This is a genomic window from Sphingomonas sp. (assembly GCF_035998645.1).
In the GTDB taxonomy this organism is placed as follows: domain Bacteria; phylum Pseudomonadota; class Alphaproteobacteria; order Sphingomonadales; family Sphingomonadaceae; genus Sphingomonas.
This window is the reverse complement of record NZ_DASYHL010000002.1, coordinates 625888-648955: the sequence shown is the minus strand read 5'-3', so window position 1 is coordinate 648955 and position 23068 is coordinate 625888. Positions and strand designations below refer to the sequence as shown.

15 protein-coding genes are annotated in these 23068 nt (G+C 65.0%); 4 read left to right on the top strand and 11 right to left on the bottom strand.

What is annotated here, in order from left to right:
- Positions 1 to 72: 72 nt before the first annotated feature.
- The 8 genes from VGN66_RS03370 to VGN66_RS03335 all read right to left on the bottom strand — a co-directional run bounded on the left by VGN66_RS03370 (position 73) and on the right by VGN66_RS03335 (position 15930).
- Positions 73 to 858, bottom strand: coding sequence for a TetR/AcrR family transcriptional regulator (locus tag VGN66_RS03370; RefSeq protein ID WP_327517424.1), 786 nt, complete (start codon positions 856 to 858; stop codon positions 73 to 75).
- Positions 845 to 2425: an AMP-binding protein gene (locus tag VGN66_RS03365; protein WP_327517423.1), complete on the bottom strand. Its 1581-nt coding sequence runs from the start codon at positions 2423 to 2425 to the stop codon at positions 845 to 847. The genes VGN66_RS03370 and VGN66_RS03365 overlap by 14 nt, the downstream gene beginning before the upstream one ends.
- A complete protein-coding gene (locus VGN66_RS03360) occupies positions 2422 to 4044 on the bottom strand; it encodes a carboxylesterase/lipase family protein (protein WP_327517422.1) in 1623 nt (540 codons plus the stop codon). The genes VGN66_RS03365 and VGN66_RS03360 overlap by 4 nt, the downstream gene beginning before the upstream one ends.
- Complete coding sequence (locus tag VGN66_RS03355; RefSeq protein ID WP_327517421.1) at positions 4041 to 5348, bottom strand: MFS transporter; 1308 nt, start codon at positions 5346 to 5348, stop codon at positions 4041 to 4043. Before VGN66_RS03355 ends, VGN66_RS03360 begins: the two co-directional genes overlap by 4 nt.
- Positions 5332 to 7623, bottom strand: a complete 2292-nt coding sequence (locus tag VGN66_RS03350) for a TonB-dependent receptor (RefSeq protein ID WP_327517420.1) — start codon at positions 7621 to 7623, stop codon at positions 5332 to 5334. Before VGN66_RS03350 ends, VGN66_RS03355 begins: the two co-directional genes overlap by 17 nt.
- Positions 7624 to 7806: 183 nt before the next feature.
- Complete coding sequence (gene dinB / locus VGN66_RS03345) at positions 7807 to 8892, bottom strand: DNA polymerase IV (RefSeq protein ID WP_327517419.1); 1086 nt, start codon at positions 8890 to 8892, stop codon at positions 7807 to 7809.
- Positions 8893 to 9571: 679 nt separating this feature from the next.
- Positions 9572 to 14263: a YDG domain-containing protein gene (locus VGN66_RS03340; protein ID WP_327517418.1), complete on the bottom strand. Its 4692-nt coding sequence runs from the start codon at positions 14261 to 14263 to the stop codon at positions 9572 to 9574.
- Positions 14264 to 14280: 17 nt separating this feature from the next.
- On the bottom strand, positions 14281 to 15930 hold the full coding sequence (locus VGN66_RS03335; RefSeq protein ID WP_327517417.1) for a ShlB/FhaC/HecB family hemolysin secretion/activation protein: 1650 nt from the start codon (positions 15928 to 15930) through the stop codon (positions 14281 to 14283).
- 881 nt (positions 15931 to 16811) lie between these two features.
- Between VGN66_RS03335 and VGN66_RS03330 the strand changes: the two genes are divergently transcribed.
- The 4 genes from VGN66_RS03330 to VGN66_RS03315 all read left to right on the top strand — a co-directional run bounded on the left by VGN66_RS03330 (position 16812) and on the right by VGN66_RS03315 (position 19115).
- Entirely contained in the window at positions 16812 to 16970 is a 159-nt protein-coding gene (locus VGN66_RS03330; protein WP_327517416.1) for a hypothetical protein, read from the top strand.
- Positions 16971 to 17078: 108 nt separating this feature from the next.
- The gene (locus tag VGN66_RS03325; RefSeq protein ID WP_327517415.1) at positions 17079 to 17915 is read left to right on the top strand and encodes a hypothetical protein; all 837 of its coding nucleotides are present in this window, start codon (positions 17079 to 17081) and stop codon (positions 17913 to 17915) included.
- Complete coding sequence (locus VGN66_RS03320) at positions 17912 to 18754, top strand: sulfotransferase domain-containing protein (protein ID WP_327517414.1); 843 nt, start codon at positions 17912 to 17914, stop codon at positions 18752 to 18754. The genes VGN66_RS03325 and VGN66_RS03320 overlap by 4 nt, the downstream gene beginning before the upstream one ends.
- A gap of 61 nt (positions 18755 to 18815) precedes the next feature.
- Positions 18816 to 19115 (top strand): PqqD family peptide modification chaperone, encoded by a 300-nt coding sequence (locus VGN66_RS03315; protein ID WP_327517413.1) that lies wholly within the window; start codon positions 18816 to 18818, stop codon positions 19113 to 19115.
- Between the two features lie 19 nt (positions 19116 to 19134).
- Here the strand turns inward: VGN66_RS03315 and VGN66_RS03310 are convergent, their stop codons facing one another.
- The 3 genes from VGN66_RS03310 to VGN66_RS03300 are packed head-to-tail and all read right to left on the bottom strand — an operon-like array spanning position 19135 to position 23053.
- Entirely contained in the window at positions 19135 to 20994 is a 1860-nt protein-coding gene (locus tag VGN66_RS03310; protein WP_327517412.1) for an asparagine synthase-related protein, read from the bottom strand.
- Entirely contained in the window at positions 20985 to 22214 is a 1230-nt protein-coding gene (locus VGN66_RS03305; protein ID WP_327517411.1) for a sugar-transfer associated ATP-grasp domain-containing protein, read from the bottom strand. The genes VGN66_RS03310 and VGN66_RS03305 overlap by 10 nt, the downstream gene beginning before the upstream one ends.
- Positions 22211 to 23053 carry a hypothetical protein gene (locus tag VGN66_RS03300; RefSeq protein WP_327517410.1) on the bottom strand — a complete coding sequence of 281 codons (843 nt, stop codon included), beginning with the start codon at positions 23051 to 23053 and terminating at the stop codon, positions 22211 to 22213. Before VGN66_RS03300 ends, VGN66_RS03305 begins: the two co-directional genes overlap by 4 nt.
- Between the last annotated feature and the right edge of the window lie 15 nt (positions 23054 to 23068).

Genomic DNA, 23068 nt, shown 5'->3' with positions numbered 1-23068 from the left:
ATGATCTCCCATGAATTCGCTAACGCGTGAGTGAATGTCTTGGCTGTAGTTAGGCGATACGACGCGGCACCGCTAGTCGGGCCGGCCGCGCCCGCCGCTATCGCAAATCTGGCGGAAGCCCGCGGCCATGAACACGGCCATGCGGTCCTTGATCGCCGCGAAGTCGTTCGACCGGCACAGCCCGCCCGACAGCTTGTCGATGCGGCCGGTGCGCGCGAGCGTGACCATCAGCGCGCCGGTGACGAAGTGATAGCCCCAGAAAATGTCTTCTTCCGCGCAATCGGGCAGCGCCTTTTTGAGCAGCTCGATCAGGCGCAGCACGACCGGGTCGAAATGCGCGTCCATCAGGTCGGCGCCCCATTCGGGCGTGTTCGCGACGAGTGCGCCGAGCGCGCCGTAATTCTTCCAGCCCTCGCCGCCCTCGATATACAGGTCGAGATCGGTGTCGAGAAACGCATGGAGCGCGCCTTCCAGCGTCGGCTTGCCACCGGTTGCGGCGTCGTAATCGTTCAATGCCTTGAGCCGCTTTTCGCTGGTCACCACCGCGCGGCGGGCGAAGACCGCGTCGAACAGCTTCTTTTTGTCCTCGAAATAATAGTTGAGCAGCGTGTGGTGGACGCCGACGCGCTTGGCCACGTCCTTGAGCGTGACGCCGTGCAGCCCGTGCTTCGAGAACAGATATTCCGCCTCGTCGAGCATCTGCTCCATCGTGTCGGCGCGCTGTTCGGCCTTGGTCGAGCGGCGGCGGGGCTTGGGCTTTTCGGGCGTCTGTTCTGGCACTGGGCGTTCATTCCCCTGTTGCCCGGACGCGATCGCATCGCCGCACGCCGGGTCGAACAAGGTCTCAAGCGCTTCCATATTGAGACCGCAAGCTATTCTTGTCGATTTTGCCCGTCGGGGCGAGCGGCATCGCGGGAAGGCGGACGATCGCGTCGGGAATCCACCAGGATGCGACACGACCGCGCAGGGGCGCGAGCAGCTCGTCATCGCTGAGCGCATCGTCCTGCATCTCGACCAGCAGCAGCGGGCGTTCGCCCCATTTCGCGTCCTGGCGGCCGATCACCGCGGCGAGCGATACCTGTGGCAGTGCGCCGACCACCGCCTCGATCTCCGCCGGGTTGATCCACTCGCCGCCGGACTTGATCAGATCCTTGGCGCGGCCGGTGATGATGAGGTTGCCGTGCGCGTCGATGCGCGCGAGGTCGCCTGTCGCGAACCAACCATCGGCGTCGGTGGCGGGTGCGTCATGGCCGAAATAGCGATCGACCACCGCAGCGCCGCGCACGCGCAGATGGCCTTCGGTATCGCGCTGTTGAGCCAGCGGCACGCCGTCCGCATCGGTCAGCAACAGATCGACGCCGATCGCGGGCCGCCCGGAGACCGCCGCCGTCCGCTGCGGATCGTGCGGTGGGGCGACGGTGCCGGAGGGCGAGAGCTCGGTCATCCCCCAGCTGGTCTGCACGGTCACGCCGAGCACGCGTTCGATCCGCTCCATCAGCGCGGGCGCGAGCGGGGAGCCGCCGACGATGATCCGCTGAAGGCTGGGCAGAGTCTCACCGGTCGCCTCGAGATGCTCGGCGACGCCCAGCCACACGGTCGGGACCGCGACGCCGATTGTCACGTCAGCCGCCGCGATCAGCCGGGCGAGGCTGGCCCCGTCGGTGTGGCGTCCGGGCAGCACCAGTCGCCCGCCCGCTGCGGGGAGCGCGAAGGGCAGGCCCCAGGCGTTGGCGTGGAACATCGGCACGACTACCAGCACGCTGTCGCTGGCACGGATCGCCATGACATCGGCCTGCAGGCAGCGCAGCGTGTGGAGGAAGCTGGCGCGGTGGGTGTAGGTGACGCCCTTGGGCGCGCCGGTGGTGCCGGAGGTGAAGCACAGGCCGCATGGTGCGGTCTCGGGGAAGTCGCCCCACACTGTGCCGCCGGGCGCGGTTGCGATCAGCGGTTCGAGCGCGGTGACGGCGCATGTCGCTGACTCAGCATCTGGTGCACCGTCGATCACCAGCATCAGCGACAGACCCGGCACCCGCTCGACAATCGCACGCGCGAGCGGCTGGAGGTCGGCGCTGACGATCAGCAGCTCTGCCCCCGACTGCACGACCATGTCGGCGAGTTGCTGCGCGGTGAGGCGCGGGTTGAGCGTGTGGCAGACCGCGCCCATGCCCATGATCGCGTACCATGCCTCGACATGCGCCTGGCTGTTCCATGCGAGCGTCGCGACCCGCGCACCCTGTCGTACCCCGAAGCCGCCCAGCAGCGACGAGATGGCGAGCGCGCGTGTCCGAAGCGCGGCATAGCCGATCCGCTCGATCCCGCCGCCTTCGCGCGCGGTGATCACCTCGGCACCGGCGTGCCATTTGGCGGCGTGGTGCAGGAACTTGTCCAGCGTCAGCGGATAATCCTGCATGCTTCCGTCGATCATCGGCAACCCGTCGCCTTGTTGAGGACCGGCGAGGCGACGCCGGTGTTCCAGTTCCATGGCTGATCGCCTGCCGCGCGGCGGCGACATACCGCCGCTTCGTGCAGCGCGAACATGCCCGGCATCAGCCGCGTGCCGGGAAGCGGCTTGCCCGCGAACGCCATGTAATTGGCGGCCTTGCCATAGGCTTCCCAGGCCGGTTGCCCGTCCGCGACCGGCGTGCCCGAGCGCGCGAAGCTCGCCCAATAGCCCAGCATCGCATCCGACAGGCGACGGTTGGTCACGTCATCGGGGACCTTCGGCCAATAGGGCGGCGTGCGGCTGGCGGTGCCGAAGACATAGGGGATTTCGGCGGCGTGGAAGGCGTGCAGGCCGTACTCCGCAGCGGCGGGGTAACCGTGATCGAACAGATAGAGATAGGCGCTCTGGCCGATCGCGGTCTGCCCGATCGCGAGCCGGGTGGAGGTCCAGCCGTAGAGCGCGTCGCGGGTGTTCGCGAGCATCGCTTCCTTGATGTTGCTCGCGGGATATAGCCGCAGGAACGGGTCGGCGAGGTCGCCATAGCGTGCGCGGATCGCTGCCTCATATGCCTCGGCATTGGCGGGCGCGGGCGGGAGCAGGACGGGGAGCGAGCGGATTTCGCCCGAATTGAACCCGGCGAGCACCGGCACCTTGGCCTGTTCGCCATGGTCCCACGTCGCGACCAGCTGGCGCGTCAGGGTCGTGCCATCGACGGTGGCCCAGGGGCCATAGCCCTTGGTCGCGGCGTCCACGGTCAGCTTTTCGGCGTCCATTGCGCGCAATCCGGCGAGGTCGCTCGCGCCGACTGCGGCCATGATCTGGCTGCCCGCCGTTTCGGCCGAGGGCAGGCCGTGCTTGCCCTGTTTCAGCTCGGGCGTGGTGATCATGTATGCGCTCTGCGCGACCGCCTTGTGGAACAGGCCCTGCGGGCGCGGGCTGGCCATCAGGTACATGACGCTGAGCGCGCCGGCGGATTCGCCCGCGATGGTGACGTTGCCGGCATTTCCGCCGAATGCCGCGATATTGCGCTGAACCCAGTTCAGCGCCGCGATCTGATCGAGCAGGCCGTAATTGCCCGACACGCCGTCCTGCGATTCCGCGCTCAGTTCGGGATGCGCGAGATAGCCGAGGATGCCGAGCCGATAGTTGATCGACACGACGATCATGTTGCCGCGCTGCGCCAGCCGTGCGCCGTCATACATGGTTTCGTGGCTGTAGCCCGCGACCAGCGCGCCGCCGTGAATCCACACGAACACGGGCAGATCCTTACCGCCCGGAGGCGCCCAGATGTTGAGCGTCAGGCAATCCTCGCTGACCGTGTCGAGCGGGTTGGTGTAGATGCCGGCATTGCGGTTGCGCGGTTGGACGCAGGCGGGGCCGAACGCGGTCGCCTTGCGCACCCCCTGCCAGTCCGCCGCCGCGACCGGCGGTTTCCAGCGCAGCGGGCCGACCGGGGCTTGTGCATAGGGGATGCCGCGGAAGATGCGGACGCCGCCCTGCTGCACGCCCTCGACCGTGCCGGCCGGAGCGGTGACCTGTGGTGCCTGGGCGATCGCGGGGCTGCCCAAGGCGAACGCGAGGAATGCGATCAGCCACTTCATGCCGCCGCCCCTTCCCGCTTGAGCCGCCGCGCGAGCGCAACGAACAGGCCGATCGCGATCAGGTAGAAGGGCGTGAGCGTGTAGAGCGCGCTCTGCAGGCTCTGCATATCGCCCTGCGCCTTGAACCAGTCGCTGGCAAAGCCGACCCAGGTCGGGCCAAGGCCAAGGCCGATAAAGTTCATGATGAGCAGCAGCAGCGCGCCCGACAGCACGCGTTGATTGGGCTTCACCTCTTCCTGCACCAACGCGACCGAGGCCGAGAGGTAGAAATAGTTGAACACCATCACCACCGCGAGCAGCGCCAGTGCGAGCGGCCAGGCGGGTGCCCAGACGAAGCCGATATAGAAGGGCATCGCGATGGCGAGCGATACGGCCGGAGCGACCGCATAGCCGCTGCGGGCCTTGCGCGTCATCGCGTCGATCACCCGGCCGGAAATGACCATGCCGCCGCCCATGCCGATCAGCAGGACGAGCGCGTACCAGACCGCGACATCGCCGAGCACCATGCCCTTCTCGCGCATCAGATAGAGGACTGCGAAATTGCCGAGGCCGTAAGTGACGAACTGGGTCGCGCCGCTGCCCAGTGCCGCGAGCATCAGCACCGGGTTGGACAGGAATGCGCCGACGGTGGGCCAGAACGGCGCCTTGTCCGATGCGCCCGCCGCCCGTGCGCCGTCCATCGCGCCCTTTTGCGGTTCACGGATCGTCAGCCACACGAACAGCGCGGTGACCACGCCGACCGCGCCGACGATGATGAAGGGCAGCCGCCAGCCATAATGTTCAGCGATCGCCGCGCCAAACGCGACTCCGGCGGCGGCACCGATCGCGGGACCAAGATTAAAGATGCCGAGCGCCGCCGCGCGCTTGCCCGGAGGATAGGTGTCGGTGATGATCGCATAGGATGGCGGCACGCCGCCCGCCTCGCCGAACCCGACGGTCATGCGCGCGATCACCAGCTGGGTATAGTTGGCCGCCATGCCGCACGCGACGGTCGCGCCGCTCCAGATCGCGCAGGCGAGGCTGAGCACGCCGACGCGGCTGGTGCGGTCGGCGAACCAGCCGACGGGGATCGCGATGAAGCAATAGAACATCGCGAAATAGAGGCCGCCGATCAGCCCGAGCTGGGTGTCGCTCACCCCCAGCGAATCCTGAATCGGCTTGGCGAGAATGCCGATCAGCTGCCGGTCGAGGAAGTTGAGGATGTAGACGAAGGTGAGCGTGACCAGCACGAACCAGGGCCGGTTCGCAGGTGACGGACGGCCGGCCTTGCCGCCGGCCGTCATCGCATCAGAGGCCGTAGCCAAGACGGATCCCCACGGTGCGCGGGCGCAGCGTGCCGAAGCGGCTCACCAGAAACGCCTCGGGGTGGATATAGGTGATCGAGTGATCGTCGAACACGTTCTCAAGATAGAGCGCGGCCGAGAGCGACCCCTTCTTGACCCCGAGATTGAGGTTCACGTTCACATATTCATCGGTCTGGCCAAAGGTCGACAGGCGCAGGTTCGGGTTGCCCGGCGTGTTGGGGAACGAGCTGTTGTACGATCCCACATATTGCGCGTTGACCGCAAAGCTGCCGCGCGCGGTGCCAAGGTCGAAGCCGTAGGAGATGTACGCCGCGCCCTGAAGCCGCGGGGCCGACAGGCGATGGCCCAGCACCGCGCCCGAGACCGTCGCCTCGGTCGCCGACAGCTTCGTGATCTTGGAGTCGTTATACGCGGCGTTCAGGCCGATGAAGACGTCCTTGGCGGGGATTACGCCGATCTCGACCTCAAACCCCTTGCTGCGCGCCGCGCCGATATTGGTGGCGAACTGAACCGAGTCCGACCGGCGGTTGGCCTGGGCCTGGATGTTGCTCCAGTCGATCAGGTAGAGCGCGGCGTTGACCGACACGCGCCCATCGAGCCAGCGCGCCTTTGCGCCGACCTCATAGCTTTTGAGATCGTCCGATTCCGCGCCATAGGGGATGATGATGTCGTTCGCGTCGGTCAGGCTGACGGAACCCGCACGGGCATTGACGATTGGCGCGCGGAAGCCGGTCGAGAAGGTGGCGTAGGTGGTGAGCGATTCACTCGGCTTCCACGTTGCGCTGGCCTTCCATGACGGGGCGGACCCGGTCGCCTTGACGCCAGTGACGGCGGCGTAGGGGGTGAAGGTATTGAACGTCACCGGAATGCCCAGCAGCGCATAGTCGTAATAGGTGAACCCAAACGCGGATGCGAGATAACCGCCCGCTTCGGTGAAGCCCTGCGCCGAGGTGCGACCATAGCGCATCCCGCCGGTCAGCCAGAATTTGGGCGAGAAGCGGTAGGTCAGTTCGCCAAAGCCGGCGAGCTCGTCGCTCTTCTGGTACGTATAGAGCTTCTGGAAATACTGATCCGGGAGTCCGGCCAGGCCGCGCGCCGCGAGGAATTGCGGGTTCGATCGGTAGAAATAATCCACGTCGCGGCGGCGGTTCATATAGAATCCGCCGATGGTGAATTCGAACGGGCCATCGAGCGAGGACACCAGCCGCGTCTCCTGCACGAACACCTTGTCATAGGCGTCGGCGTCGAGCCCGAACGCGATCGGTGCGCCGGGGAAGGAGCCGGGCGCGAAGGTACCGGCAAGATCGACATAGAAGCGCTGGTCGAAGTCCGAATAGGTCGACGAGCTGGTCAGCCGGGCGAAGTCGAACTCATATTCGACCGTGCCGTTGATGATCGTCTGCTTGCCGGTGAAGCGGTCGGGCTGGTCCGACACGCGCTTTTCACGCCCCAGCGACGGGCTGGTGAGCGAGCTGTCCTTGGGATCGCTGTCCTCGTAGGAGCCCATCACCCGCACCGACAGCCGGTCGTTCGGCTTCCACAGCGCGATGACGCGCCCGCCCCAGTTGACCAGCTTGTTCGAATTCTCGACGCCGGTGCCGACATTGTCGAGATAGCCGTCTTCGTTGCGGTAGAAGCCGACCGCGCGGACCGCGAGCGTGTCGCTGACGATCGGCAGGTTGACCATCACATTGTAGCGCTGGCGCACGCTGTCCGAACCGGTGAGGCCGAGATCGACCTGCCCGGCCATGTCGAAGGAGCTGAGATTGGGGCTCTTGGTCAGGATGCGCATCGCGCCGGACAGCGAGCCGGAGCCGAACAGCGTCCCCTGCGGCCCGCGCAGGAACTCGACCCGCTCAACGTCGAACAGCGTCGGGTCGACCACGGTGGTGTTGCCGATGGTCGAGATCGGCAGCTCGTCGACATAGACCGCGACCGAGCTTTGCAGGTTCGCGTTATAGCCGTTGGTGGCGATGCCGCGTGCGGTGAAATTGTTGAAATTCTGGGTCGGGCGGTTGAGCACGACGCCCGGGGTTTCGCGGGCAATCCCCTCGAATCCGACGATCCCCTTCTCGGTCAGTTCTTCCTGCTGAAAGGCGCTGATGCTGAGCGGAACGTCCTGGATGCGCTCGGCGCGGCGGGTCGCGGTGACGACCACTTCCTGGGCGCTGTCGGCGGTCGTCTCGTCGCGCGCCGGGGTGTCCTGCGCCGCAGCGGACATCGGAACCGTGAACACCGCAACCGCACATGCGGTCGCCAGAAGCCTTGCCCTCATCCTTACCTCTCCTCGATGCCATCGATCATGCGTCGATTTGCTGGAGCGAATATGTCGCGGGGCAGAGGTCCTGTCAATATTCACTATCACGAGTGTGAATATCTTTTCATGACTGAGAAGGGCACCCCGGTAAGCGACTTGTTTGGGACCGGGTGAGGCGTGGGGCGAAGCCCTCGCGCGCGGCTATTCCGCGTCCGGCGCGCTGGTGAACAGGGGCATCGCCGCGTCGCTATTTTCGAAATTCGACACCGTCACCCCGACCAGGCGGATGCCGATGTCGAGCGGATAGAGCGAGCGGATCAGGTCGATCGCGGTCGCGCGCAGGTCTGCCGGGTCGCGCACCGACTGCGGCTGGGTGCGGCTGCGGGTCACCTGCCGGAAATCGGCGAACTTCGCCTTGACGGTGACGGTCCGGCCGAACTGCTGACGCTTGGCGCACCATGCGGCGACATCATCGGCCATTTTGAGGACACCGGCCTCGATCTCCGCCGGATCGGTGAGGTCGCGGTTGAAGGTCGTTTCCGAGCCGGAAGACTTGCGCTCGCGGCTGGGGTTCACCGGGCGCGCGTCGATCCCGCGCGCGATGCCGTAATACCAGTCGGCGGCGCTGCCGAAATGACGCGCCAGCACCGCGATCGATTGCGCCTTGAGGTCGGCACCGGTTTCGATGCCGAGGCGCTTCATCTTGGCGGCGGTCACCGGGCCGACGCCGTGGAACTTGGCGACCGGCAGCTGCTCGACCCAGGCGGCGCCCATGTCCGGCGTCACCGCGAACTGTCCGTTGGGCTTGCGATGGTCCGACGCGAGCTTGGCGAGGAACTTGTTGTACGAGATGCCGGCCGAGGCGGTCAGCCCCGTCTCTTCATGGATGCGCGCGCGGATTTCCTTCGCCGTCGCCCAGGCCGTCTGCAGCCCCCGGCGATCGTCGGTCACATCGAGATAGGCCTCGTCGAGCGAGAGCGGCTGGATCAGGTCGGTATAGTCGGCGAAGATCGCGTGGATCTGGGCGGAGACGGCGCGATAGACTTCGAACCGCGGCCGCACGAAGATCAGTTCGGGACAGCGCCGCAGCGCCGTCACCGATGGCAGGGCGGAGCGCACGCCGAATGCGCGCGCCTCATAGCTCGCCGCGGCGACGACGCCCCGCGCCGCGGGCGAGCCGACCGCAACCGGCTTCCCGCGCAGCTCCGGCGCGTCGCGCTGTTCGACCGATGCGAAAAAGGCATCCATGTCGATATGGATGATCTTTCGGACGCTCGGTTCGGACATGCACCTGCTCTAGCGCGGATCGAACAAATATGGAACATGCGCGATGCCCGGCGCGCGTCAGGTCCCTGCTTCGGTGCCGTACGCGCGGCAGAACGTCGCGACCGCCGCCGTGATCTGATTCAGGAAGGCAGATCCGCTTTCCTGATATCCCTGCCGCCGCGCCGCACCGGGTCAGATTGCCATTCCACGTCGCATTGGGAGATGTGGCACTGAGAACGAGCCGGGGCGTGATCGTTTCGAACACCGAAGAGGCATAGCCCTCGACCGTGCCGGACGTAGTCCCCTGCGCGGGCGGCGCACCTGCGCCCCGCGGGATACTTGAGTCTCTGCAAATTTTGAAATTACCAGAGCATGCCCTGATTAGAGGACGAGATCTTGACGGATACAGCGCCATTTCCCTCGCCCTTGCTGATGAAGGCGCCTTCAACTTGAGAATTCATGATCTAGTTCGACAAGATGCACGTCCGATTTGCGCGCCAATCCAGACATAAGCCGTACGGTATGGCGCCTGAACCCTGCCACTGTCTTGCTGAGCGCGCGACTTTGATTTGCGGCGCATGCACCAATCACCCTTTCCCGCGCAAGGCAGATGGCAGGTCTTTCAGGACCTCGGAACGACGCGTTCCATCCCCGACCGGAGGCATAGTCCGGTCAGGGATGGTCGTGGCACAACTTTGCCCTAGTTTGCCACGCAGCTGCTATCATCGGCGCAGAGCGCTTCCGCATCGACATTCACGGTCGACCCGCCGGTCGGCGGCGCTTGAATCCCCGATGGCAGGGGAAGCGTGCGCAGCGCCTGCGGCTGGTTGGTTGCCGGATCGACCGAGATCGTCAACGTGCCCGGCGTGAAGGTCAGAGTATAGTTGTCGCCCGCTGACAGACTGCCTTGGTTGATTGCATATTTGCCCGGCGTTTCACCGTCAGCCCGCGTGAGCGCACCGGACAACTGGTCCCCCGCGACGAGCGAGCCGAGTGTAATCGTGTAAGTCAGCGCAGGATCCGGATCGCGGCTATATTTCTCCTTGTCGTCCGCGCTCAGGCTCAGCCCGCGCTTTGCTATATCGGCCAGCACGCTGGCGGGGATGGTCAGCGTATAGTTGCCGCTATCGGTGCCAGTGAGGGTGGTTCCAGAAACGTTGACAGTCTTGCCGGTACCCGCATTCTTGTCTGTAAACGCAAACGCCGTACCGCTCGTACCGACGGTGTCGCCCGCCACAACGCCGTTGAGCGCGACCGATCCGGTGGCAGCAGTGGTCCCATCATAGGTCTTGCCGTTGATCGTAATCGTGGCGCTCAGTGCCTTTTTCAGGATGTCGGCGAGCGCCGATGCGGGGAGGTTGACGGTGTAGTTGCCCGCATCCGCACCCGACAGGGCGCCACCAACGGCAACGGCCTTGCCCGTACCGGCATTCTTGTCGGCAAAGGTGAAGGTAATCCCGCCGGTGCTGACCACATCGCCGCTGACGACGCCGTTCAGCGCAACCGAACCGGTTCCGGCGGTCGTGCCGTCATAGGTCTTGCCATTGGCGGTGACCGTGGCGGTCAGCGATTTCTTGATAATGTCGGCGAGCACCGTTGCCGGCAGGCTGACCGTATAGTTGGCGGCATCAGCGCCCGACACGGCGCCGCCGACTGCGACCGCCTTACCAGCACCGGCATTCTTGTCGCCGAAGGTGAAGGTGATCCCACCAGTGCTGACCGAGTCCCCCGCCACAACGCCGGACAAAGCGACGCTGCCCGTGGCGGTCGTCGTGCCGTCATAGGTCTTTCCGTTGGCGGTGACGTTGGCGGTCAGCGCTTTCTGCAGGATGTCGGCCAGCGCGGAGGCTGGAACCGTCAGCGTGTAGTTGCCGCTGTCGGCGCCGTTCAGGGTGGTGCCGGTGACGTTGACGGTCCTGCCGATGCCGGCGTTCTTGTCAGCAAAGGTGAAGACCGATCCGGTCGTCCCAACATTGTCGCCTGAAACGACACCGTTGAGCGCGACTGTGCCGGTAGCTGCGGCAGTGCCGTCATAGGTCTTGCCATTGACGGTGACCGTTGCGGTCAGCGCCTTTTGCAGGATGTCGGCGAGCGCCGATGCGGGGAGCGTCAGCGTATAATTCCCGCCGTCCACCCCGTTCAAGGTGGTGCCGGTGACGGTCACCGTCTTGCTCGCGCCCGCGTTCTTGTCGGCGAAGGTGAAGACCGAGCCGGTGGTCCCGACTGCATCGCCTGCGATCACGCCGTTGAGCGCGACGCTGCCGGTGCCGGCAGTGGTGCCGTCATAGGTCTTGCTGTCGGCGGTGATCGTGCCGGTGATCGCCTTTTTGAGGATATCGGCCAGAGCGGAGGCGGGGATGGTCAGCGTATAGTTGCCGCTGTCCGCGCCGTTCAGCGTGGTGCCGGTCACGTTCACCGTCTTGCCGGTACCGGCATTTTTGTCGGCGAAGGTAAACACAGAGCCCGAGGTGCCCACGCTGTCGCCTGCCAAGACGCCTACCAGCGAAACCGATCCGGAGCCTGTGGTGTTTCCATTGTAGGTTTTGTTGTCTGCAACAATGCTACCAGTGACCGTCTTGGGCGTCACGGTGACCCGACCTCCGGAAGCAAATGCAAAGCGGTAGCCCGAGTCACTCTGGAGCGATCCCAGTGCAATCGTCTGCGTGTAAGCCCCCCCCGCGACGCTGGCGCGCTCGGCATAGCCAGCTGACTGGATCAGCGGGTTACCCGAAAACGCGGTCGCTGCACTGTCCCCGAGAAAGGCGCCGGCCACGCCCGGGCGAAAGCCGGAAACCGTATATGGAATCTGCGTCGACCCCGTCAGATCGGTGCCATAGATTTTCGAAAAATTGACGGTCGAGAAGGTTAGCGTTGGCTGCTCAGAAAATACATAGCGAGAACCGGTGACCAAATCGGGTGCTCGCGATTCGATCGTAGCCCCCCAGAGCGCCGTATTTCCGCTATCCAAATTGCCGAAAGAACTGATGCCTGGGCTGCGTGCATAAACGATCCAGCGCGAACTTGCGTTAATCGCGTTGCTACCAGCCTGATTTGAAAACGACCACGGAGTCGACAGAATCACGTTGCTTGCCGTCAATCGCCCGGTTGAGAGGATATACATCCCCCCCGTGGTTGCATCCGACCGAATAAGAATATCCCCCGATGCACTTGTCGGGCCCCGGACCACGCCGACCGCTTCGCGGGAACGCAAACTGAGGTCACCGTTTGTGATCTGGATGTTGTCGACCCAGACGGTGTGTCCGTCGAGCGACAATGAATTAGTGAATGTCGATGGCCCCACAAACCAGATGCGCGAGTTGCGGGTGAGACCGCCGGTGAACTCAGCTGACCCATAAGCGCCAAAAAGGCTACGGGCGGCAACCTTCCCTAAAGTGATATCGTAGTCAAAAGCAGAGGCGTTTGTACGAATGTAGATATCTGATTGCCGATTTGGACCAGCAAGGAGCGCAGATGTTGCGTTGAACGAGAGACCCGCTGTGGAGATCAAGGTCAATGCCTCAGCCCCGACTCCATCGCTATTGGCAAGTACGGAAAGATTCGCTGCCCCATCAATCAAACCCGTTCCGGCGTTGATCGTGATCGCTCCAGTTGCATTCTGGTTGATCGTGCGGCCCATATCCTGACCTAGGAACACTCCATTTCCGCTGACGGACAAATTGCCGTCTGCAAAAATATCCTCGCGAAGGAATATTTTGCCCCCGGCTACAACAGCAATATTCTTGCCGACGAGCTTGTCCACCTGGATGTCGCCGGCCGCCCGCAAGTCAAGGTCAGCGCCGGTGATACTTTCGGCTGAGATACGGCCGGATGCGCGCATCGTGATCGAACCGGTTTCGCTCGCGACCCGACTTATACCGATATGTGTGCCATAAATCATATCTATTTTGGAGGTCAGCGAGACATCGCCACCAGCCTCCAAAGCGGTTCCCCCAATTCCCAGGGATGTGATTGATACGCTTCCTCCGACGGTCACGGAACCGGTGGTAGTGGAAACGCCATTGGAGTACGGGCCACCGAGCGTGATCCCTCCTAGGCTGTCCACGGTCAGGTTTCCGGCAATTTCGGCGGCCGCAATGTTCCCACCCCCTGTGCCGAGGTTCAGTATCATGTCTCCCTCAGTCGTCCTGAAGCGAGGGCCGCTAAGGAGAGTCGCGTCGATCCGAATATCCTTGGCGCTGGCCATGCCGGAACCGCGCACGTCGGCGGCCCGTATGAGCAACGATCCGGCCAAGTTCAGGTCGGTAAACAGCGTCACGTCACCGACAGCGCTGAGAATTGTGGACTTGGTGGACGAGATCGATGTTGGTGAGTCGAGTATGAGGCCGCCGGACATTCCGATTGGCGCACCCTGGACGTTGGAAGGTTCTGTCGCCATCGTTACGCCAGGCGCGCTAGCTCCCGCCGTGAGAACAACGCCCCGGTCCGTTACGCTCGCACCGGTGGCCACAATGGTCGCGCCAAGTGTGATGTTTGCCCCAAAGCCATTCTGAATATGCGAAGTCGCCACGGTCACATTTCGTCCCGTGATCTCCCCCCTCAGCGTCAATCCTCGCTGGGATCCCACTGCCCCACGATGGATCGTGAGTGAGAGGGGGCTTCCCGGTGCATTCTGCACGGTGACGTCACTTGCAAGAACCAGCGCGACATCGCCGCCGTTTGCAACCAGACCGGCATTCACCGGTGCCCTGATGCTCTGTGCGATCAGTCCGATGTCTCCCATCCGGCCCCCAGAGCCGCCATTGTTCGCAGCTGTTCGTATGCGAGCGCCCGAATATATTTCGATCTCCCCGGACTCTCCGGTTACGCCGAACCTCAAACTTGAGCTTCCGTTTAGAAAGTCGTTATCATTGGTGATGTCATTCGTGCTGGCGAAAAACGCCCCGGTGTTGACCACAGTGTTCGCACTGTCAGACCCCCCCCCCAAGACGATGCCGGCGCGATTGATTACATAGACGGCGACGTTGGGATCGGAGCGGAGAATTCCGTAAATGCTGGATGCGCCGCCAGAAATGTCCCGGTTCAACACCGCGATATTATCGGTCCGCCCGCTGACCCCGCTGGTCGCGCGCGCATCCTTGAAGTTGACCGTGCTGCCACCCAAAACGTCGAATCCCGTGCCGCTCCAAGTTAGGATTGTACGGTTATCCTTCAAATCGATCTGAAGCGTCTGGGGGCCCGACGTGTCGCCGGTGGTGGTGAAGGTCGGGTTGGTCGAGCCCGGCGCGCCGCCGCTGAGGCCGCTTGTCACTGCGGTGACATTGCCGGTGTCGGGCAGATTCTGGGCGCGGGCGGGTGCCGCCGCGACGATCAGGCCGGCGGCGAGGATGGTGGTGGCGGACAGTGCGGTGCGCAGGCGGATGGACTTGGTCATGCGATGCCTCCTGAAACTCAACGGCGCGGAGCAAATTGGGCGGTAAGCGAGAGCAGCAGCCGGTCGGACGCGCGGCGCGCTCCCGGCACGTTCAGCTCGGGATCGTCGGGCCGGGCATAGACGGCCTCGAGCGACATCAGGCCCGGGAGCGTCGCGCGCATGCCGCCGCCCCACGATTGCAGCTGACGATCGCGCTCGGTGGTGAAGACATCGTCGTTCCAGATGCGGACGGCGTCGAAGAAGCCAAATGCCTGGACGCCGATGCGCGAGCGGACCGGGAGCTGCACGCGCGGCTCGACGCGGACGCCAATCGCCTTGTCGCCCGCAGTGACGCCGGGGTCATAGCCCCGGCCGATCGTCAGGTTGCCGACGGAGAATTCCTCGAAGCTGAGCAACGGCCCGCTGGCCCATTGCCCCTGCATCGTCGTCGATATGCTGAACAGGCGGCCGAGCGAGACGAAGGCGCCGACGCCCCCGCGCACCACGGTGGCGGTGGCGCTGCCCTCGAACCGGCTCGGGGCATAGCCCTGCGGCGTGATCACGCCGCTCTGGGTCGCGTCGAAGATATCGAACCCTTGGCGCAGTTCGATCGAGCCGGACACGCCCCAGGCATCCGGGCCGTTGAACTGCGGCGCGCGCTTGCTGCCCGACAGGCGCAGATAGGCGACGCGCAATTTGTCGCGGGTCAGCGGCAAGCCGCCGGCCACGCCACCGGGGTAGAATTTGATGCGCTGTTCGATCACTTCGAACCCGCCGCCCAGATCGGCGTTGCCGCGAACCGACCGGTGCAGCGGATGCGACAGGTCGACCCCGCCGATCAGCGAGCGTGAGCGAAGATCAAGCGCCCCGATATCGGGCCGCGACCAGGCGTAGCTGAAGCGGGCGCCGAGGGTCAGGCCGCTGTCGAACCCGAAATAATGGCCAGCCTGAACCGTCTGCTGCTCATCGGTATCGAAGGTCGAGGACAGGCCGATAAAGGTGCGGTCCGACATCCCCGTAAGCCCGAACAGCTCCGCGCGCACCGAGCCGCTTTCGCGCCCGATCGAGCGCGAGCCACTATTCTGTACGTTCGCCAGCACCGAGAAGGGAGTCGACACGATGTTAAGTTCACCGATGACTTCGCCCGGCGCGGTTCCGGCATTGCGCAGCGCCATCGTCACCTGCGTGCCCGGCACGTCGTTCGCCGCGACCAGGATGCTCTCGACCCGGCGCGTGTTGAGCACCGGCATCGCCTTGAGCTGTTCGATCCGGGCGAGGATCGCGGCCGTGCGGCGCCCCTGATTGCCTGTGATCCGCACGTCCACCAGCCTTGCGGGGATCACCACGAGACGTGCCTCGCCGCCCGTCAGCTCCTGCGGCGGGATGGTCACCCCGACGATATAGCCGCGCGCAGACAGCCGTGCTGCGGCTTCATCGCGCAGTCGACACAGTTCGGGCAGCGGCTGTTTGCCCGAAGCGGGCACCAAATCGCCCAGAGATTCGGCAAGTTCGTTGGGCAGTGGCGATCCATCGGGAAGGGTGAAGCGCAACTGGCTGATCTCGACGCTGATCGCGGCATCGAACGGGCAATTGCCCGCGGCATCTGGCGTCTCGTCCTTGACCGTCACCCCCGCTGGCGGCACCGGCGCGTCGGTTCGCGGCAGTTCGATCTGCTCACGGCTCGGCAACGCGCCGGGGACCGTTTGAGCTATGGCTGAACTGGCAGGAATCGAGACGACAGCAATGGCGACGCCGAATGACGTCTGAAAAGACAAGCGAGACAATGTACCCCCCGGAACAAAAATTTGCTCATAGTTGGCCGAAGCGGGTTTTGTGGGCAACGGATTTTCGGCGAATTTTTGAGGGGCCGTGGTCATCGCGCTGAGTTTTCCGTCGACCTGGAGGAAAAGGCCGTCGCCCTCGGAGTATTACGGGGCTCGGACAACGCGCGGACCTTGGCCGCAGTGAGCTTCCTCATCGCGTTCTGCTCCACTTTACCCCACATTCGGCACGAGATTTGATGGAGCAATGCGGCACGATGCGCGGTCGCTTAGCGCCCTATTCCGTTTAGAAAAGGCGGCTGCAGGATCGTTTGGGGAGTGCTGCGCGGTGATTGCGAGCATTGTCTGATGCGGATCACGCCGGTGCGGGCTGGCCATCGGGATGATCTTGAAGGGTCCGCCGGCTCAGTCCGAGCGCGCGCCGACCCGAGCCCATGACTGGACCAACTGGCCGCACCCCGGGCATCTGGAGCCGGCTCCTGCAGCCGATCTCGTCCACCGCCGCGAACCCGAGCTGCCCGACGAGCAGGAGATCGTTCCCCGCCCCGCGCCGCCTTGCCTTCCGGCGCTTGCTCACGTGGAAGTGCGGTTTATCAGCGCAGTTCGGACTCGATCACCCTGTCGCCGGCGAGGAGGCTGATCGAAGCCAAGCTCTTTCTTACGTGGCGCTGAGGCGCCGGCGTGACCTGCCTGACCCAGTATCTTGTCCAACCCGATTCGTGCTGATAGGCGTGCGCCGATTGGCGGGGTTGGCTTGCTATCCGATCAGCGGGGACGATATGAATCAGATGGACGATAACGCTCAGCCGACGGACAAGAAGGCGTGGAATCGCCCCGAAATTAAGGCGTGGAACAAGCCTGAGATTCGCGATCAGAGCATCAGCAGCGCGACCGGAAGCAAGCCGAACACGAACCCGACCGAAGCGTCGCCCGGCACCGGTTCCTGATCCTACTCGGACTTCGCCCTGCATTATTATTCGATCTGCGGCCTTTCGGTCGCCGCCGCGCTTCCGTTGCCCGGAGGATGGCCGCGTTCCCCAACGGCGGAGCCGGACGTGCAGGTGCGCGTCGGTGCGGTTCCCGATGATCCGGAAACGCCCGACCATCTCGGCCCGACATGGCGTCTGGTCGGGCGGCGCTTTTATCTGGAGGTTCCCGGCGTCCTTCGCCTGATGGTCGAAGGCGGACGGGATATCGTGGCCGAACCGCTTGAGGCGGCCAGCGATGCCGATATAGCACCGTTCATCCTGTCGACCGGGTTCGCCGCCATCCTGCATCAGCGCCAGCTCTTGGCGCTGCACGCCGCCACAGTCGCGTGGCAGGGCCGTGCCATTGCATTGTGCGGGGCGACCGGGATGGGGAAGTCGACCCTCGCCGCGACGCTGTGCCGGGCCGGTGCCGGTTTCGTGGGCGACGACATCGCCGCGATTCGTACCGATGCCCCCGATGGCGTGCCGATGGTCTGGCCGGACGGACGGCAACACCGGCTATGGGCCGACGCGATCGAGCATTTGGCGCTGGCCGAACGGCAAGGTGAACCGATCCGAAGCCATATGCGCAAATTCCATGTTGCGCCGGAAACCGCGGCCCATCCCGTCGAGGTCGCACTGCCGCTTGCTGCGGTCGTCCTGCTGTCGTCGCGCGACCGCAATGTCCCGCCCGGTCCGCCGCAGATCGAGCGAATGCCACTGGTCGATGCCGCACCGATGCTGCGTGCGGAAATCTACCGTCCCTACCTGGCCCGCCGCATGGGGAATGACCCACTGCTGTTCATGCAGACTGCGGCCCTGTTGAACCGGGTCCCGGTGTTCCGGCTCGATCGCACGCGGGGGCTTGAGTATCTCGATGAGGGCGCGGCGCTGGTGATCGACGCGGTGACGGGGGCGGCGTGACCGCCGGACCGGTCTGGCTGGCGTCCTATCCCAAGTCCGGCAACACCTGGCTGCGTATGTTGCTGTCCAACCTGCTGTGCGGGCGAGCGGGTCCGGAAGATATCAACGACCTCCAGCTTCCCACCCACAGCTTGGTGAACAGGCCGGTGATCGAAGACGTGACGCTGGTCGACAGCTTTCTGCTCACCCGGGAGGAATGCGACCGGATGCGACCGGCGCTGATGGAGGAAGCCTGGCGCGAAGCGGGTGATCAGGACGTCTTCATCAAGCTGCACGATGCCTATTGCCACCTGCCGGACGGGCGACCCGCGCTGGGGTGCCCGGCGCGTGCGGCGCTCTATATCCTGCGCGATCCGCGCGATGTGGCGGTATCGCCGGCCTTTCACACCGGCAAGCCGATCGCGACGGTGGTGCGTCAGATCCTGTCCAGCAGCACGCGGATGGGGGGCATCAAGCCGCACCATGAGCAGGTGCCGCAACCGCTGCTGGACTGGAGCGGGCATGTCCGGAGCTGGACCGGACAGGCTGACGCGCCGGTCCATGTGCTGCGGTATGAGGATCTGCGCGCCGATACGGTGGGCTGTTTCGGTCGCGCCATCGCGTTCCTTGGGTTGGAGGCGACATCCGAACAACTCGCGCGCGCGGTTGCTCAGGCCGATTTCAATGTCTTGCAGCGGCAGGAGACAGAGAAGGGTTTTCGCGAGCGTCGGCCTGAATCGATCGCCCCCTTTTTTCGGGCCGGGCGTGTCGGGGGCTGGCGTGAGTTCCTCGCCCGCGAACATTCCGCCGCGATCGAGGCGGCGCACGGCCCGGTGATGGCGCAATTCGGATATCTGTGAATCCGCAGGAAAAGCCGGTAGCAGGCGCTCCGGCTATCGATGGGAACGAGAAGGACTCGACATGACTGAAGAAGCAGGGATCGCGCTGACGCGCCGCACCGAGGGACTACTGTCCGCTGCGGTCGGCGACGAACTGCTGATGATGAGCGCGGCAGAGGGAAAATATTTCAACCTCAACGATGTCGGCAGCCGCATCTGGGAGTTGCTGGCTCAGCCGGTAAGCGCAGAAAAGCTGGTGGCGGCCCTGACCGCTGAATATGACGTCGATGCCGATACGGCACGTGAGCATGTTGCAGACTTTCTCGCCGCGCTGCGCGAACGCGGCCTGGTGACTGCGGCGGGTGAGGCAGCCAAAGCCTGAGGCGCGGATTCACCGCCGCTCAACCGTGCTGCTCCAGATAGGACATGACCCGAAAGGCGCGGGTCAGGCTGCCGGCCTGGTCGATGGCGGTCCAGTCGCCTTGGCCCGCATCGATGGTACGCGCCAGGTCTTCCGCCGGGGGCAGCGCCTCCAGCCGCGCCGCGACAGCGTCCAGGTCGAACAGGTCGGTGATCGCGTCATGCTGCCGCCACAGCGCAAGCCGCTCGGTCAGCGGCAGGCGTTGCGCGGCGACATGGACCGGATCCTCGACCACCAGATCGAGCTTTGTCCGTTTCCAACGGAGCGGCTCCGGCAGGATTCCCGCCGTCGCATCGCGGAATACCCGTCGTGACCAGCCCTCGCGCACGAACAGCGTGCTGGGCAGCGACAGGGCGAATTCGACAAGGCGGCGATCCAGCATCGGGAAGCTGACGCTCATGCCGTGGCGGGCGGCGAGGATCGCCCAATGCTCCGCCCGGCGCGTCAATCCGTGACCGCTCAGCAGCGAAAGTCTGATCTGCCGCGCCTGTCCGCGCCTCACAGGCGGCGTCAGGCACCGATCGGCAAGCGGTTCGGGCCGCAGCAGTTCGGCGGCCAGCTCGGCGATGCCAGGCGCGGGATTTGCCCTGCCCAGTGCGCGCTCGGATAAACTCCGCAAGCCATCGGGCAACAGGAACGGCGACAGTGCGCCCCAAACCGCCCCAACCGATCCCAGCGCCCGCAACTCCGACGCAAGATAGACCCAATGCCCCGCCACCAGCGCCTCCGCCAGCACACCGCGCCAGCCATAGCTAGCCGCTTCATCGCCCCCCCACCCTGACAGCAACACGCAAGCGCCGTTTCGGCTCGCGTGAGACAGGGTTTGGCTATCGCGATAGGAGGGGTCTGCCGGGAAGAGCTGATCCCGATCCATCATCGGCAGGGCAAACGCCGCCGAATCGACCGTGCGTATCGGGTGCCAGTCGATGTCCGGCTCTTGCTGCAACACCGGCGCGAGGTACGCGCCATCGCCGCCAAAGCGATAGTCGCCAAAGGGTTTGGGGGTGTGCGAATAGGCGAGAAGTCGGCGTCCGGCTGGACGCAGCGCCCGCGCCGCGATGATGGCGATTGCCGAGGAATCGAGGCCGCCGCTAAGATGCGCCGCAACCGGCCCCGTCGCTGGCAGGCGGCGATGGACGGCCGCCGCCATCAATCGCGACATCTCCGCCGCAGCATCGACAGGATTGATGCGAAGCGATCCGACCGACGCCGGGTCGAGCGACCAATGCCGCCCCGAGCGGACAGGGCCATCGGGTGTCAATTCCAGCCAGCTGCCGGGGGCCAGTCGCTGGACGCCCTGAAACAGCGACCGCTCCGGCCCATCGAACTGGAACAGCAATTCACCGACCAGGAAATCCGGGTTGACCGAGCGCGCGAGCAACCCTGACGCGTAGACCCCGCGTGGCAGAGAGGCGAACACGAACAGATCACCGGGGCGGTGGGCGAAGAAGAAGGGGCGGACACCGAACGCATCGCGCGCGCAGAGCAAGCTGCGCTCGCGCCGGTTCCACGCGGCCAACGCGAAGTCGCCCGCCAGTACGCCAAGCCCCGCCGCTCCCCGCTCAGCAAGCAAGGTCCCCAGTCCGGCCTCGCTGCGGATCGTATCGGGTTCATCTAACCGTGCATCGGCGGCCAGGATCACCCCATGATCGCGCACCGGTGCACCCTCGCCTTGTGGTGCGGGGCCGAAATCCAGCGTCAGCAGCGCGACCGGGCCATCGACCTGCATCTCGACCTGGGGACTAAGCCCTGCTTCGGTCATCGCCGCCGCCATGGCGTGCAGCCGGGACGAGTCGGCGGGACGGCCGTCAAGATGAAGGAAGCCGGCGATCAGCCGCATCGCGACCCACCCTCCAGATGCTCCAGCGCGATTCCGGTCAGCGCCGTGTCGCCAAGGGGCACACCGTCGCCCAGCTGATGGTTGAATTCGCCCCAGCCATGGTTCGTTTCGATCAGCAGCGGCCCGTCATCCGTGATTGCGACGTCCCAACCCAGGAAGATGAAACGGGCGAATTCCGGGACGCTGCCATGGGCGCGAACGACCAGATCGATCGCGTCTCGCCAGAATGGCACAACCGCTCCCGCCAGAACCGCACCGGTATCGGGATGATCGGCAATCGGATGACGGCCGCGTAGCCGGGGGTTGCGCAGGTCGCCCGCTTCTCCGACCGCCGCAAAAATCTGCCTCCCCGCCGGACCGCCATAAGGCAGTTGTGCCATCGCATCGACGACGGTCACGCACCCGGCACAATCGATCCCGGTGATGATCCGAAACACGACCAGCGATCCATCCGACAGAGGAGCAAGCGAAGGATGGTTCTCGAGACAGGGCTGAACGATGCAATCGGCTTGCGCCCATTGCGCCACCAGCGCTGCGGGGCTGCATGATGCGCCGTTCCAGGCGTGGCGATACGCGGCACCCTCTCGCCGCCATCGTGCCGCGCCCGACCCGCGGCTGCCCGCCAGATCCTTGACCCACAAATCGGGCGCGTCGGGCAGAAAGGGGGATGATGGCACGCACTGGCTGCCGTTGCGGAATACCGCGAGCGTCGGGATACACGGCAGGCCATGGGCGCGGCAGAGCTCGGCGAACCGCGCCTTGTCCTGCACATCGTCGCCAACCGCACCGGCCAGTCGGTTGAGATGGGCCGTCACCACCGCTAGCTCCGGTTCGTAGAGGTTGCGCGCGATCCGGTCTCGGCGACGCGGGTCATGCAGGCGGTAGGCGACATAGTTGCGCGGCGGCACATTGTTGGACCAGGCCTGGGCCAGCATATCCGCGCCGCGCGATATCCAGCCCGATGCGCGCGTCGGGCGATCGGCGACGGGCATCCGGACCAACTGATGCCCGGTCTCCCACACCGCACCCAGCGGCCAGCCGAGCGTCATGATGGTTTTCAGTGGCGCGCGCCGCCAGAACGGATGACGCGCGAACATGGCACGCCGGATCTGGTGGCGCAGACGTCGCACGGGGTGGTCGCCCGGCCACGGCATGAACGGAAAGCCGCTCCCGACCAGCCTGCGGACCAGCGCTTCCGCGCGCCGTCGGCGACCGCTCAATCGAGCGCCCCGGCAAAATCGGCGTTCACATAGTGGAGCAGCAGCGTCCAGCAGGTCTCGTCCGCCGGCAATTGCTTGCGGCCATGCGGCAAGTCGCGCCCGCGGAACAGGATGCCGCCGCCCAAACTCTGGAAACAGTCGATCGGCTCGGCGTCCGGGTGGGGGTAAATCTGGATCGCCCAGGGCGAAACACCGTTCGTCGGTGCGGGGTGATGGTCGATCAGTACGGACAAGGTATATTCGCATTGCAGCCGATCGGTATGGACCGGCAAGACGGCGCCTTGGCGATAGAGCGAGGCGTAGCAGTAGCTGGGCTTGACCGGCACCCCGACAAGCGCCGCCACCGCCGGAAGCAGCGCCCGCTGCACTACCCGCCCGGCGGGATCGTTATGCAGCTGCCACCGATCGACCTGTCCGTCCGACATTCCGACCGCCCCGTTCTCGATTGCCGCGCGGTAGTGGCGCGCCAGGATGTCGACGATTGCGGGGGTGAGGCAGTCGGTCAGGAGGGCGAAACCATCGCGCGCGAAATCGCCCGATGCGGCCGCGAAGCGGGCCGGCGCGAAGCCGTGCGCCACTTCCGCCGGCAGCACGATCAGGCCGCTCGCCCACAGCGCAAGCGCCAGTTCCGGCGAAAGGCGATCGAGTGCGCCCTGATCCGCCGCGATGTCCAGCGCCGCCGCAAAGGCGGGTTCGCCAGCACGTTCGAGCACCGCTTCGGTAAAGCCGTTCACCACCGAATAGGCGCTGATGATGATCCGCGCTGCACCGTCTGAATCGGACTCAACCACGCGAACGTCGCTGACGGGGTTGCGGATGAATGGGATCGGGGCGCGCATCATCATGCCTTAGGT